This window comes from Isoptericola sp. NPDC019482 (genome assembly GCF_040632295.1).
Taxonomy (GTDB): domain Bacteria; phylum Actinomycetota; class Actinomycetes; order Actinomycetales; family Cellulomonadaceae; genus Isoptericola.
The window spans coordinates 1-12,291 of the sequence record NZ_JBEYBQ010000009.1 but is presented as its reverse complement, the minus strand read 5'-3'; the positions used below and the strand labels follow the sequence as shown (position 1 = coordinate 12,291).

The window sequence follows — 12,291 nt, the reverse complement described above, 5'->3', positions numbered from 1 at the left end:
CGAGATGCACGGTGACCTCGGGCCCACGGCCCTCCTGGTCGGTGCCGTCGCGGGCCTGCTCGCCGGCGTCGCGCTGTGGCGATGGCTGCGGACCGGGGCCTACCGGTACGACACCGACGAGCCGCGCTCCCGCCTCGAGCGGTCCTGGGTGGTGGTGCCGCTGGCCGCCGCCGGGGGCGCCGTCGCGGGGCTCACGCCGTGGCCGCTGCCCGCCGCGGCCTGGGTGTACCTCGTCGGCGGCGCGGCGCTCGTGTGGATCGACGTGGACGTGCACCGGGTCCCGGACGCCGTGACGCGTGTATGGGGGCCGCTGGTCGCCCTGGCGCTCGTGGTGACCGCCATGGTCACCGGCCAGTACGGCGTGCTCTGGGGGGCCGCGGCCGGGGCGCTCGCCCTCGGTCTCCTGTTCGGCGTGATGGCGTTCTTCAGCCTGGGCCTGGGCGACGTCAAGCTCGCTCTCGTCACCGGCCTGGTGGTCGGCCCGCTCGGGGTGACCGGCGTGATCACGGCCCTGGTGGCCACCTGCGCGGTGGCGGCGGCCGTGGGGGTGGGGCTGCTGCTGCGCGGGGCGGGGCGCAAGGCGCACCTCGCGTACGGCCCGGCGCTCGTCGCGGGCGCCGCGGTGGCGCTCCTCGTCGCGACCTGACGTCGTCAGCCGGCGCGGTCGAACGACGCCTCGTAGGCACCGCCGCGCTGCGTCATGGTGGCGTCGTCGCACTCGTACTCGACGTCGGCGCCGGGCACCGACACCGGGTGGCTGGTCTGCGTGGTGCCGGCGACCTCGTCCTCGACGGTGACGCCCGAGTAGTCCACGTCCTTCACGTGCAGGACGCCGTCCTTCGTCGTGACGTGGAAGGTCGCGGTGCCGCTCCAGGTCTGGACGATCTCGCCGAGGGTCGAGTGCGTGCCGCGCAGGGGGTCGGCGTCGTCGAACCGTGCGGTCTCCGTGCCGTCCGCGCGGAACTCGAGCACGCGCCCGTCCCACCCGGTGACGTCGACGGGCTCGCCGAGCTCGGGCTGCTCCCACGTGTCCTTCATGGACGTCTGTGTCCACGTCCCGACGAGACAGGAGTCGATCGCCGCGGCCGCCGTGCCGGGCGTCTGCGGCGGCGTCGGGTCGTCGTCGCCCAGCAGCAGCGCCGCACCGGTGGCGGCCCCCGCCAGCACGACGACGGCGACGACCGCGACGACGAGGCCCCGGCGTCGCCGCGCGGGCGGGGCGGGGGGCTCCTGCGGCTCCTGCCGCACCGCCGCACCGGGGACGTACGTGTCCGCCGCGTCCGACCAGTCGTCGTCGGCCCGGGCGGGCGACGCCAGCGGGACGTCGATGACGGCCGGCGTGGCCGGCACGGAGGTCGCCGGCTCGGAAGGTACCGGTTCGGAGGGCGCCGGGACCGAGGACGCCAGTGAAGGCGTCGCCGGTGCGTCGGGTGCGGCCGGAGCCTCGATGCCGGGGACGGTGCCGGGCACGGCGACGGGGCCGGCGAGGCCGACGTGGGCGACCGGGCCGGCGGGCGCCGGGTCGGCAGGCTCCGGGTCGGCGGCCACGTCCGCGGGCGCCGGTGCCGCGGGGGACGGGGGCAGGTCGGGCTGGGCGTCGAGGATCTCGCGCACGCGGGGCCGGGACGCGGGGTCCTTGCTGAGGCAGGCCCGGACGAACGGCAGCAGCTCCTCCGGGCAGCCCTCCAGCTGCGGGTCCTCGTGGACCACCCGGTAGTACATGAGGTCCGGGCGCCCCTGCCCGAACGGGCGGTTCCCGGTGGCAGCGAAGTACGCCACGCCGCCGAGCGCCCACACGTCGGTCGCGGGGGAGACGTCGTCGCCCCGGGCCTGCTCGGGGGCCATGAAGACGGGCGTGCCCAGCGGGGAGCCGGCGCGGGTCAGCACCGTCCCGTCGGATGCCTGGGCGATGCCGAGGTCGATGACGCACGGGCCGTCCGGGCCGAGCAGGACGTTGTCCGGCTTGATGTCGCGGTGCACCAGGCCGGCGCGGTGCACGGCGTACAGGGCCTCGGCCACGTGCCCCACGAGGGCGCGGACCTCGGCGGGCGGCAGCGGGCCGTGCTGGGCCACGCGGTGCGCGAGCGTGGGGCCGGGGACGTACTCGGTGGCGAGCCAGGGCGTCGGGGAGTCGAGGTCCGCGTCGATGAGGGCCGCGAGGAACGGCCCGCGGACGCGCAGGGCCGCCGTGACCTCGCGGGCGAACCGGGCGTGGAACTCGGCGTCCTCGGCGTACTCGGAGCGGATCACCTTGATCGCCAGGCGCCGGCCGCTGCGCATGGTGCCGAGGTACACCATGCCCATGCCGCCCCGGCCGATCCGGCCCAGCAGACGGTGCCCGCCCAGCTCCCGGGGATCGTCCGCCGTCAGCGGCGTGACACCGTCCGGCAGGGCCGTGTCGTCCGTCCGGTGCTGGGACAAGGGTGCTCTCCAGGAGGGTGGTCGGGGGCGCGCCGGCGCGGCCCTGGGCAGCTGGCGATCTTACCAAGGGGAACGCGACGAGCCGGTATCTGAGACGGCGGTCAGCGGGCGACGCCGAGCCCGTCGACGACCTCGACCCCCGGCATCGCGCAGAGGCGCTCGCCGGGCATGAGCAGCTTGGACCGGCGGACCCCGGAGCCCATCAGGGCGAGCGCGCCGGGCGCGGCGAAGCGGGAGTCCACGAGGACGAGCCACTGCGGCGGCAGGCCCACCGGGGTGATGCCGCCGTACTCCATCCCGGACTCCGCCGTCGCGCGGTCCGTCGGCAGGAACGACGCCTTGCGCGCGTCCAGCAGCTTGCGCACCCGGGTGTTGACGTCGGCGAAGGTGGCGGCCGTGACGACGCACGCCGCGATCCGCTCGTCGTCGCCGCGCCGCCCCGCCACGACGACGCAGTTGGCGGACGCCTCGGGCGGCAGGCCGTGGCGGTCGTTCAGCGTGGCCGTGTCCGCGTGGTCCGGGTCGATCTCGGTGACGGCGACGAGCCCGCCGACCCGGTCGTCCTGCGCGGCCCAGGCGCGCAGGGCGTCGGCGACGGGCGGGGCGAGCAGGTCGGGGTGGTCGAGGGCGGCCGCCCACGGCAGGTCGCCGAGCGTCGGGAGCCCGGGTGTCGGGAGCCCGGGTGTCGTCGCGCCGCTCATCGGCGGTAGGTCGCCGTGAGCGTGGCGCGCGCGAGGACGTGGAAGTAGACGTTGAACGCGACGTGCACCGGGCTGTTCGCCTCGGACAGGCCGAGCGTCGGGACGTCGAGCGCGTGCACCGCGAACACGTACCGGTGGGCGTGGTCGCCGGGCGGCGGGCCCGCGCCCTCGAAGCCGAGCCGTCCGCCGTCGCTCGGCACGTGGAACGCCCCGGCCGGGAGGCCGGCCCCGCCCACGGCGCCCGCGCCGTGCTCCAGCGAGGTCACGTCGGCGGGGACGTCGGCGACGGTCCAGTGCCAGTAGCCCGACGGGGTGGGGGCGTCGGGGTCGAAGCAGCTCACCACGAACGACCGCGTCCCTGCGGGCGCGCCCGACCACGCGAGGTGGGGCGACACGTCGGCGCCGTCGACGCTGAAGTCGACGGCGAGCGGCTCGCCGTCGGTCACGTCCGTGCTCGTGAGCGTGAACGTGGCGGGGACGGGGAGCAGGGAGTACGGGTCCGGGGGGAGGGGGCGCTCGAAGTCGGTGCCTGGTTCGGTGCCTGTTTCGGTGCCTGGTTCGTTGCCTGGTTCCGTGCCTGTCATGGGGGCCATGCTGCCCGACCGTCCCCGCCGCTGGCCAGGACGCGACGCGGGCGGGTCGCGGGCGGGCCGTGGTACGGTGCCCGCACCAAACCGACTGGACGGTACGTTGGATCTCGCGAGGAGGCGATGGTGGGCAGGTTCGCAGGGAGGGTCGCGCTGGTCACGGGCGGCAGCCGAGGCATCGGGCTGGCCGTGGCACGGCGGCTCGTCGACGAGGGCGCCGCGGTCGTCGTCACCGGGCGCAAGCAGGAGGCGCTCGACGAGGCCGTCGAGGCCCTCGGTGCCGACCGGGCCTCCGGCCTCCCGGGCCGGGTCGACGACCCGGAGCACCGCGCCGCCGTCCTCGCCCACGTCGCCGAGCGGCACGGCCGTCTCGACCATCTGGTCAACAACGCCGGCATCAACCCGGCCTGGGGGCCTGCCCTCGACGTCGACCCGGGCGTCGCGCGCAAGATCCTCGAGGTCAACGTCGTGTCGGCGCTGGAGTGGACGCGCGACGCCGTCGCCGCGGGGCTGAGCCGGTCGATCGTCAACGTCGCCTCGATCTCGGGGACGTCGTCCAGCCCGAACATCGCCTTCTACGGTGCGTCGAAGGCCGCGCTCATCAACCTCACGCAGCAGCTCGCCCATGAGCTGGCGCCCGCGCTGCGCGTCAACGCCGTCGCCCCGGCGGTCGTGAAGACGCGCTTCTCCCGCGCGCTCTACGAGGGCCACGAGGGGCAGGTCGCCGAGCGGTACCCCCTCGCGCGGCTCGGCGAGCCCGACGACGTCGCCGGCCCCGTCGCCTTCCTGCTGTCGGACGACGCGGCGTGGGTGACCGGCCAGACGCTCCGGATCGACGGCGGCGCGAGCATCGCGCCCGTCGGGTGAAGGATGGGGGCATGAAGAGCACGAACGTCGCCGACCGGGTCACCGCGGCCGCCCTGGACCTGTTCGCCACGCAGGGGTACGCCACCACCAGCGTGCAGCAGATCGTCGAGGCCGCGGGCGTCACCAAGGGCGCCATGTACCACTACTTCCAGTCCAAGGACGACCTGCTGTTCGCGATCTACGATCGGATGCTGGCGCTGCAGAAGGCCCACCTCGACCAGATCGTCGCCGCGGGCGGGCCCGTCGAGGACGTCGTGCGGGCCGTGTGCGTCGACGTCGTCGAGACGTCGATCGACTTCCTGCCCGAGGGCACCGTCTTCTTCCGCAGCATGCACATGCTCACCGAGCCGCGGCTCAAGGAGGTCACCCAGCGGCGGCGCGAGTACCACGACGAGTTCGCGGCGCTGCTGCGCCAGGGGCAGGACGCCGGGGTGTTCCGCACCGACGTGCCGCGCCCGCTGCTCGTGGCGCACTTCTTCAGCGACGTGCACTACCTGTCGCACTGGTACTCGCCCACGGGCCCCGAGACCAAGACCGAGGTGGCCCAGCAGCTCACCGAGCTGTTCCTGCGCGGGATCCGCACCCCCGCGTCCTGACCCGCCCGCCGCGGCGCCGGGCGGGCACCATACCGAGGAGACGAGAGCGACGATGACGACGCTGCCCGGCACGACCCCCACCCGCACCCCTGCCGCCCCGGACGGGCCCGCGACGATGCGCGCCTGGCGCGTGACCGGGCCGGGCGAGCCGGCCGACGTGCTTCGGCTCGACGAGGTGCCCGTGCCCGAGCCCGGGCCGGGGGAGGTGCTCGTGAGGGTGCGTGCCGTCGCGGTGAACTTCCCCGACGTGCTGCTGGCCCGAGGCGAGTACCAGGTCCGGCCCGAGCCGCCGTTCGTGCCCGGCATCGAGCTGTGCGGCGACGTCGTGGCGCTCGGCGAGGGCGTGACGGCCGGCGAGCGCGGGCTCGCGCCCGGCGCCCGCGTCGTGGGATCCGCCATCGGGGTGCTGTCCGAGCTGGCGGTGCTGCCCGCCCCCGCCGTGCACCCGGCGCCCGCCGACCTGGACGACGCGGAGGCGGCCGCGCTGACGATCGCCTACCAGACCGCCTGGTTCGCCCTGCACCGCAAGGCGCGGCTGCGGTCGGGCGAGCACCTGCTGGTGCACGCGGCGGCCGGCGGCGTGGGCACCGCCGCGGTGCAGCTCGGGGCCGCCGCCGGCGCCCGGGTGATCGGCGTCGTCGGGAGCCCGGCGAAGGTCGACGTGGCCCGCGCGGCGGGCGCGCACCACGTCGTCGTGCGCGGCGACGGCCTCGCCGCGCAGGTCAAGGAGCTGACCGGAGGCGCGGGCGCCGACGTGGTCGTCGACCCGGTCGGGGGCGCGTCGTTCGAGCAGTCGACGCGCTGCATCGCCTTCGAGGGCCGGATCGTCGTCGTCGGTTTCGCGAGCGGCGACGTCCCCCCGGTGCGCGCCAACCATGCCCTCGTGAAGAACTACGACGTGCTGGGCCTGCACTGGGCCCTCTACCAGCAGCGCATGCCCGCTCTCGTCGACGCGGCGCACGACGCCCTGGCGCGCCTCGCCGCCGACGGCGCGGTGCGGCCCGTCGTCGCCGACGTGGTGCCGTTCGAGGACGCACCCGCCGCCGTGCAGCGCCTTGCCGGCGGCACCACGACCGGCCGCCTCGTCGTCCGCGTCGCCGGCTGACGCAATTCACCGACCGCCGTCACCTTCCACCAAGCGATCCGTACCGCCATCCACCCGGTTGCCGGTACGGATCGCTTGCTCGAAGGGGGCTCCCCGCAGATCTCGCCCGGAGGAACCACATGTCCGCTCGTCCCGCCCCGCCCGCCAGCGACCGACCGCGCGCCGACCGCCCGCTCGTGGGGCGCGTCGCGCTCGTCACGGGCGGCGCCCGCGGCCTGGGCGCCGCGTACGTCCGCGCCCTGCACGCCGCGGGCGCCGCCGTCGTCGTCGCCGACGTGCTCGACGACGAGGCGGCGGCGCTCGCGGCCGCCCTCGGCGACCGGGCGCTGCCCGTGCGGCTCGACGTGACCGACGAGGCGGGCTGGGTCGACGCGGTCGACGCGGCCGTCGACGCGTTCGGCGGGGTGGACGTGCTCGTGAACAACGCCGGCATCGCCAACTCCGCACCCATCGAGCACTACTCGACGGCCAAGTGGGACGCCGTCATCGCGGTCAACCTCACGGGCACCTTCCTGGGTTGCCGCACCGTGGTGCCGGTGATGAAGGCCGCGGGGGGCGGGTCGATCGTCAACGTGTCGTCGGTCGAGGGCCTGCGGGGCGGCGAGCGCCTGCACGGGTACGTGGCCTCCAAGTTCGGCGTGCGGGGGCTCACGAAGTCGCTCGCGGTGGAGCTGGGCCGCGACGGCATCCGGGTGAACTCCGTGCACCCCGGCCTGGTGCGGACGGAGATGACGACCCGCATCGACCCCGACGCCGTGCCGATCCCGATCGGTCGCGCGGCGGTGCCGGACGACGTCACGGGCGCGGTGGTGTTCCTCGCGAGCGACGCGTCGGCGTACCTCACGGGTGCGGAGCTCGTGGTCGACGGGGGCCTCACCGCCGGCGTCTGAGTGCTCGGGGCGACGGCTTCGCGCGCCGGACGGTCACGGGCGTGCAACATTCTGAAGTTTGTCTCGGCAGGGCATACCGGCCAGTCGGTTTTTCCGCTAGCGTGGCTGGCACCCGACACGAAGAGGTGCCGATGTCCAGCCCCACCCCAGCAACCCCGCCCCGGCTCGAGGTCTCCGGACTCACCGTGACGTTCGGCGGCCTGACCGCCCTCGACGGCGTCGACCTCACGGTGGGCGCCGACGGCCGTGCCGAGACCGTCGCCCTGATCGGCCCCAACGGGGCGGGCAAGACCACGGTCTTCAACGCCGTGTGCGGCCTGGTGCGCCCGTCCGCCGGGGACGTCCGGATCGACGGACGTCCCGCGCCCACCTCCCCGACCCGGCTGCTCGAACGCGGGCTGGCGCGCACGCTCCAGGGCCTCGGCCTCTTCGCGGGGCTCACGGTGCTCGAGAACGTGCTCGTGCCGGTCGCCGGAGCCGCCGACGCCGTCGAGGCCGCGACGGCCGCGCTCGCGCGGCTCGACCTGGCCGCCGACGCCGCCACGCCGGTGGACGCGCTGCCGTACCCCGTCCGCAAGCGGGTAGCGCTCGCCCGCGCGCTCGTGGCACGACCGCGCCTCCTGCTGCTCGACGAGCCCGCCGGCGGCCTCGGCAAGGACGACGTGGACGCGCTCGCGGACGTCGTGCGCGACGTCGTCGCGGACGGCTGCGCGGTGCTGCTGGTCGAGCACCACGTCGACTTCGTCATGGCCGTGGCCCACCGGGTGGTCGTGCTCGACTTCGGGCGCGTCGTCGCGAGCGGTACCCCCGACGAGGTGCGCACGGACCCGGCCGTCGAGGCCGCCTACCTGGGGCTGGAGGCCGCATGACCGCCGCCACGTCCTCCGCCCTGGCCGTCGACGGCCTCACCGTGGGCTACGCCGGCGCGCCCGTGCTCGACGGCCTCCGGCTCGCCGTCGCGCCCGGCGAGGTGGTCGCCCTGCTCGGCGCGAACGGCGCCGGGAAGACCACCCTGCTGCGCGCCCTGTCCGGCCTGACGCCGCCCCGCGCCGGCCGGGTGCTGCTCGACGGCGCCGACCTCACCGCCCTGAGCGTCGAGGACCGCGCCCGGCGGGGGTTGGCCCAGGTGCCCGAGGGGCGCAGCGTCGTGACGGAGCTGACCGTCGACGAGAACCTCCGGCTCGGCGCCCTGTGGTGCCATCCCGGACGCGCGGCACGTCGGGCCGCCGTCGCCCGCACCTACGACCTGTTCGAGCCGCTCGCCCGGCGCCGCTCCAGCCTCGGGCACCAGCTGTCCGGGGGCGAGCGGCAGATGCTCGCGCTCGGCCGGGCCCTGCTGGCCCGCCCGCGCGTGCTGCTGCTCGACGAGCCCTCGCTCGGCCTGGCGCCCCGCGTCGTCGCACAGCTCATGGGCGTGCTGCGCACGACGGCGCGGGAGACCGGCCTGACCGTGCTGCTCGCGGAGCAGAACGTCACCTCCGCCCTGTCGATCGCCGACCGCGGCGTGGTCCTGAGCCTCGGCGCGGTGGTCGTCGACGCGCCCGCCCCCGAGCTCGCGGGCGACCCCGCGCTGCGCCACGCCTACCTGGGCTTCTGACCGGCACCGACCGGCACTCGACCAGCCCTCGACCAGCCCTCGACCAGCCCTCGACCAGCCCTCGACCAGCACCGACCTGCGTCCCCGAGAGAGGCTCCCCATGGACCGACTCGTCTTCCTCCTCGCCACCGGGTTCGCCCGGGGGCTCGTCATCGCGCTGTTCGCGCTGTCCCTCGTGATCGTCTGGCGCGCCGCGCGGCTGGTGAACTTCGCCCAGGCGGCGGTGGCCACCGTCGCCGTCTTCGCGGCGTTCGCCGTCACCGGCGCCACCGGCTCGTTCTGGGCGGGCCTCGCCGCCGCCCTCGTCGCCGGGGCCGTGCTGAACGCCGCGGTGGAGCGCGGGCTCATGCGGCGGGTGCCGTCCGGCAGCCCGCTGCCGGGGATGATCGTCGCGATCGGGCTGGTCATGGTGCTGCAGTCCGCCCTCGGGATCGCGTTCGGCCCCCGGCACCGGCCGATGGCGGCGCCGTTCGACGAGCGACCGTTCGTCGTGGGCGGCGTGCCGCTGCTCTCGGCGTACGACCTGTTCGTGCTGGTCGTGGCGCTGGCGGTGGTCGGGCTGCTCGCCTGGCTCTTCAACGGCACCTCGCTTGGCCTGCAGCTGCGGGCGTCCGCTGCGGCGCCCGAGGTCTCCCGCCTGCTGGGCGTGCGCGTGCCGCGCATGGTCACCCTGGGTTGGGCGCTGTCGGGGGCGGTCGCGGCCCTCGCCGCGCTGCTCCTCGTGCCCACCGAGCTCGGCCTCAACGCCCACTCGGCCGACCTGCTGTTCGTGCACGCCTTCACCGTCGCCGCCCTGGGCGGGCTCGACTCGCCGACCGGAGCCCTGGTCGGCGGGGTCGTCGTGGGGGTGCTGGTCAGCCTCGTGACGGGCTACGTCGGCGCGGGCGTCGCCCCGCTCGCCGTCCTCGCCCTGCTCACCCTCGTGCTGCTGGTGCGGCCCGGCGGGATCTTCGCCGCCGCGCAGGTGCGTGCCGCATGACCGCCACACGACCCGCCACGGCACAGGAGACAGAGGAGACCGCCGTGCGCGACGACCGTCCCGCCCCCGGGCCCGCCCGGCGGCTCACCCGCACCCAGCGCATCCTGGTGCGCGCGGCCGTGCTCACCCTGCTGGCCGTGGCCGTGACGTTCGTGCTCGACCCGTACCGCAACTACCAGCTCGCCGTCGTCGCCGCGACCTTCTGCGCGACGGCGGGCCTCACGCTCCTCGTCGGCCTCACCGGCCAGCTCTCCCTCGGGCACGCCGTGCTCATGGCCGCGGGAGGGTACGGCTACGCCCTCACCGTGAACGCGGCGGCCGGCGCCGGCCTCGACGGCGACGGCGGTGCGTCGCTCGCCCGCGTCGTCCTCGGCCTCGCGGGGGCCGTCGTCGTCTCGGGCGCTGTCGGGGGGCTGCTCGGCCTCGCCGGCGCGCGCCTGCGCGGGCCCTACCTGGCCGGGCTGACGCTCGCCATGGTGGTCGCTCTGCCCGCCCTCACGGCGCAGGTGCCCGCGCTCGGCGGCGACCAGGGCCTGGCCGTCCCGTTCGAGGGCGTGCCCGAGGCGCTGTCCCGGCTGATCGTCGTGGAGCAGTGGCACGCCTGGGTCGCGATCGTCGTCGCCGCCGTCGCCGTCACGCCCCTCGCGCTGCTGCGCTCCGGCCGCGCGGGCCTGCGCATGCGCGCCGTGCACGGCGACGAGACCGCGGCCCGGCTGTCCGGGGTGTCGCCCGCGCGGGTCAAGGTCGGAGCGTTCGTCGCGAGCTCGCTCGCGGCCGGCCTCGGCGGGGCCCTCCTGTGCCTCGTCACCCAGTCGGTCGGGCCCGGGCACTACGACCTCGCGTTCTCGCTGCTGCTCGTCGTGGCCGCCGTCGTCGGCGGGCTCGGCAGCCTCGGCGGGGCGGCCGCCGGCGCGGCGCTCGTCGTGCTGCTGCCGTGGCTCGTCGACACCGTCACCGCCGCCGTCGGCGTCCCCGCCGACCTCGAGCAGCGGCTGTCCGGCAACCTCGCCGTGCTCGTCTTCGGCGCCCTGCTGATCGTCGTGACCCTGGTCTGGCCGGGCGGGCTCGCCCGCGCCGCGACCCGCCGACGCCACCGTCCCCGCGGCCGCACCGACGCGCCCGCGGCCTCGCCCCACCCCACAGCGTCTCAACCACTCGAGAGGTGATCTCCATGCGGAACCCCCGCACCGCCACCACCACTGCCGGCGTCGCCGCGGTGTCCGTCGCCGCGTGCCTGGCGCTGTCCGGCTGCAGCACGCCGGCCGCCGCCGCCCCCGGCATCAGCGACGACACCGTCACCGTCGGCACGCACCAGCCGCTGACCGGCCCGGCCGCCGCCGGGTACGCGTCGATCTCGGCCGCCACGAAGGCGTACTTCGAGTACGTCAACGCGGGCGGCGGCGTCCACGGCCGCTCCATCGAGTACGTCGTCAAGGACGACGGGTACAACCCGGCCAACACCCAGACGGTCGTGCGCGAGCTCGTGCAGGAGGACAAGGTGTTCGCCCTGCTCGGCGGCCTGGGCACCCCGACGCACTCGTCCGTGCTCGACTACCTCACCCAGAACGACGTGCCCGACCTGTTCGTCGCGTCCGGCAGCACCCTGTGGGACGACCCCGAGGGCCACCCCAACACCTTCGGCTTCAACGCCGACTACGTGGTGGAGGGGGCGGCGCTCGCGCAGTACACGGCCGACGAGCACGCCGGCAGCAAGGTCTGCGTCTTCGGGCAGGACGACGACTTCGGCGAGGAGTTCCTCGAGGGTGTCGAGCTCGCCCTCGGCGCGGACGGCGTCACCGCCCACGAGTCGTACTCGACGTCGAACCAGGACGTCACCGCGCAGGTGGGGGCTCTGCAGGCCGCCGGCTGCGAGGACGTGCTGCTCGCCACGGTGAACGGCTTCACGGCGCTCGCGGTGGGGACCGCCGCGAAGATGGGCTGGAACCCGCGGTGGTCGGCGTCGTCGTCGGGCGGCGACTACCCGACGCTCGCCGAGCTGCTCGGCGAGGACGTCGCGCCCGCGCTGCTGGACGGCTTCGTCAGCGCCAACTACCTGCCCTTCGGGCCCGACGGCGAGTGGGTCGAGCTGTTCGAGCAGATCAACGACGAGTACAACGACGGCGCACGGTTCGACGGCAACACCGTGTACGGCATGAGCGTCGGCTACCTGTTCGCCGAGGCGCTCGCCGAGGCGGGCGAGGACCCGACGCGCGAGAGCCTGATCGAGGCCGTCGAGTCGGGCGGGCTCGAGGGCAACGGCATCCTGCCGCTGATGTTCGGCGCGGACGACCACTCCGCCTTCGACGGCGTCGGCATCACGGTCGTCACCGGTGGCGTGCAGGACTACGTCGGCGCGACCTACGCCGTCGGGAGCGGCAAGGTGACCGCGGTCGAGCCGCAGCCGGTGGCGCTGCGCGACGACGGCATCCCGACGTCCTGACATCGGCGCGAGATAGAGAGGGGAAACCCGCGAGATAGAGAGGGGGTGGACCAGGATCGGTCCACCCCCCGATCGGAAGAGCGGCGGGGGGGGAAAGTGTGGGAGCGG

The 12,291-nt window shown here is 75.4% G+C and carries 13 protein-coding genes; 10 read left to right on the top strand and 3 right to left on the bottom strand.

The features are described 5' to 3' along the window. The first annotated feature begins 4 nt into the window (after positions 1–4). Positions 5–646 (top strand): prepilin peptidase, encoded by a 642-nt coding sequence (locus tag ABZ493_RS08535; RefSeq protein WP_430581739.1) that lies wholly within the window; start codon positions 5–7, stop codon positions 644–646. Positions 647–651: 5 nt separating this feature from the next. Here the strand turns inward: ABZ493_RS08535 and ABZ493_RS08530 are convergent, their stop codons facing one another. From ABZ493_RS08530 to ABZ493_RS08520, 3 genes are all read right to left on the bottom strand, one after another. Further along, positions 652–2,421 (bottom strand): serine/threonine-protein kinase, encoded by a 1,770-nt coding sequence (locus ABZ493_RS08530; protein ID WP_430581738.1) that lies wholly within the window; start codon positions 2,419–2,421, stop codon positions 652–654. A 101-nt stretch (positions 2,422–2,522) separates the two neighbouring features. Then, positions 2,523–3,122 (bottom strand): YbaK/EbsC family protein, encoded by a 600-nt coding sequence (locus ABZ493_RS08525; protein WP_430581737.1) that lies wholly within the window; start codon positions 3,120–3,122, stop codon positions 2,523–2,525. After that, entirely contained in the window at positions 3,119–3,706 is a 588-nt protein-coding gene (locus ABZ493_RS08520) for a YbhB/YbcL family Raf kinase inhibitor-like protein (protein WP_430581736.1), read from the bottom strand. Before ABZ493_RS08520 ends, ABZ493_RS08525 begins: the two co-directional genes overlap by 4 nt. Positions 3,707–3,832: 126 nt before the next feature. Between ABZ493_RS08520 and ABZ493_RS08515 the strand changes: the two genes are divergently transcribed. From ABZ493_RS08515 to ABZ493_RS08475, 9 genes are all read left to right on the top strand, one after another. Continuing rightward, positions 3,833–4,576, top strand: coding sequence for an SDR family oxidoreductase (locus ABZ493_RS08515; protein ID WP_430581735.1), 744 nt, complete (start codon positions 3,833–3,835; stop codon positions 4,574–4,576). An 11-nt stretch (positions 4,577–4,587) separates the two neighbouring features. After that, complete coding sequence (locus tag ABZ493_RS08510) at positions 4,588–5,172, top strand: TetR/AcrR family transcriptional regulator (RefSeq protein WP_430581734.1); 585 nt, start codon at positions 4,588–4,590, stop codon at positions 5,170–5,172. Between the two features lie 52 nt (positions 5,173–5,224). Beyond that, entirely contained in the window at positions 5,225–6,277 is a 1,053-nt protein-coding gene (locus tag ABZ493_RS08505) for an NADPH:quinone oxidoreductase family protein (protein ID WP_430581733.1), read from the top strand. Between the two features lie 119 nt (positions 6,278–6,396). Beyond that, a complete protein-coding gene (locus tag ABZ493_RS08500; protein ID WP_430581732.1) occupies positions 6,397–7,167 on the top strand; it encodes a glucose 1-dehydrogenase in 771 nt (256 codons plus the stop codon). 131 nt (positions 7,168–7,298) lie between these two features. After that, the gene (locus ABZ493_RS08495; protein WP_430581731.1) at positions 7,299–8,036 is read left to right on the top strand and encodes an ATP-binding cassette domain-containing protein; all 738 of its coding nucleotides are present in this window, start codon (positions 7,299–7,301) and stop codon (positions 8,034–8,036) included. Then, positions 8,033–8,764, top strand: a complete 732-nt coding sequence (locus ABZ493_RS08490; RefSeq protein WP_430581730.1) for an ABC transporter ATP-binding protein — start codon at positions 8,033–8,035, stop codon at positions 8,762–8,764. Before ABZ493_RS08495 ends, ABZ493_RS08490 begins: the two co-directional genes overlap by 4 nt. 100 nt (positions 8,765–8,864) lie before the next feature. Beyond that, positions 8,865–9,743: a branched-chain amino acid ABC transporter permease gene (locus ABZ493_RS08485; RefSeq protein WP_430581729.1), complete on the top strand. Its 879-nt coding sequence runs from the start codon at positions 8,865–8,867 to the stop codon at positions 9,741–9,743. Further along, positions 9,740–10,909, top strand: a complete 1,170-nt coding sequence (locus ABZ493_RS08480; protein WP_430581728.1) for a branched-chain amino acid ABC transporter permease — start codon at positions 9,740–9,742, stop codon at positions 10,907–10,909. The genes ABZ493_RS08485 and ABZ493_RS08480 overlap by 4 nt, the downstream gene beginning before the upstream one ends. A gap of 5 nt (positions 10,910–10,914) precedes the next feature. Further along, positions 10,915–12,183, top strand: a complete 1,269-nt coding sequence (locus ABZ493_RS08475; protein WP_430581727.1) for an ABC transporter substrate-binding protein — start codon at positions 10,915–10,917, stop codon at positions 12,181–12,183. Positions 12,184–12,291 lie beyond the last annotated feature (108 nt).

Coding starts and splice junctions, on each gene's coding strand:
- ABZ493_RS08535 (WP_430581739.1), top strand. CDS start 5: ATGCACGGTGACCTCGGGCCCACGGCCCTCCTGGTCGGTGCCGTCGCG.
- ABZ493_RS08525 (WP_430581737.1), bottom strand. CDS start 3,122: ATGAGCGGCGCGACGACACCCGGGCTCCCGACACCCGGGCTCCCGACG.
- ABZ493_RS08520 (WP_430581736.1), bottom strand. CDS start 3,706: ATGACAGGCACGGAACCAGGCAACGAACCAGGCACCGAAACAGGCACC.
- ABZ493_RS08515 (WP_430581735.1), top strand. CDS start 3,833: ATGGTGGGCAGGTTCGCAGGGAGGGTCGCGCTGGTCACGGGCGGCAGC.
- ABZ493_RS08510 (WP_430581734.1), top strand. CDS start 4,588: ATGAAGAGCACGAACGTCGCCGACCGGGTCACCGCGGCCGCCCTGGAC.
- ABZ493_RS08505 (WP_430581733.1), top strand. CDS start 5,225: ATGACGACGCTGCCCGGCACGACCCCCACCCGCACCCCTGCCGCCCCG.
- ABZ493_RS08500 (WP_430581732.1), top strand. CDS start 6,397: ATGTCCGCTCGTCCCGCCCCGCCCGCCAGCGACCGACCGCGCGCCGAC.
- ABZ493_RS08495 (WP_430581731.1), top strand. CDS start 7,299: ATGTCCAGCCCCACCCCAGCAACCCCGCCCCGGCTCGAGGTCTCCGGA.
- ABZ493_RS08490 (WP_430581730.1), top strand. CDS start 8,033: ATGACCGCCGCCACGTCCTCCGCCCTGGCCGTCGACGGCCTCACCGTG.
- ABZ493_RS08485 (WP_430581729.1), top strand. CDS start 8,865: ATGGACCGACTCGTCTTCCTCCTCGCCACCGGGTTCGCCCGGGGGCTC.
- ABZ493_RS08480 (WP_430581728.1), top strand. CDS start 9,740: ATGACCGCCACACGACCCGCCACGGCACAGGAGACAGAGGAGACCGCC.
- ABZ493_RS08475 (WP_430581727.1), top strand. CDS start 10,915: ATGCGGAACCCCCGCACCGCCACCACCACTGCCGGCGTCGCCGCGGTG.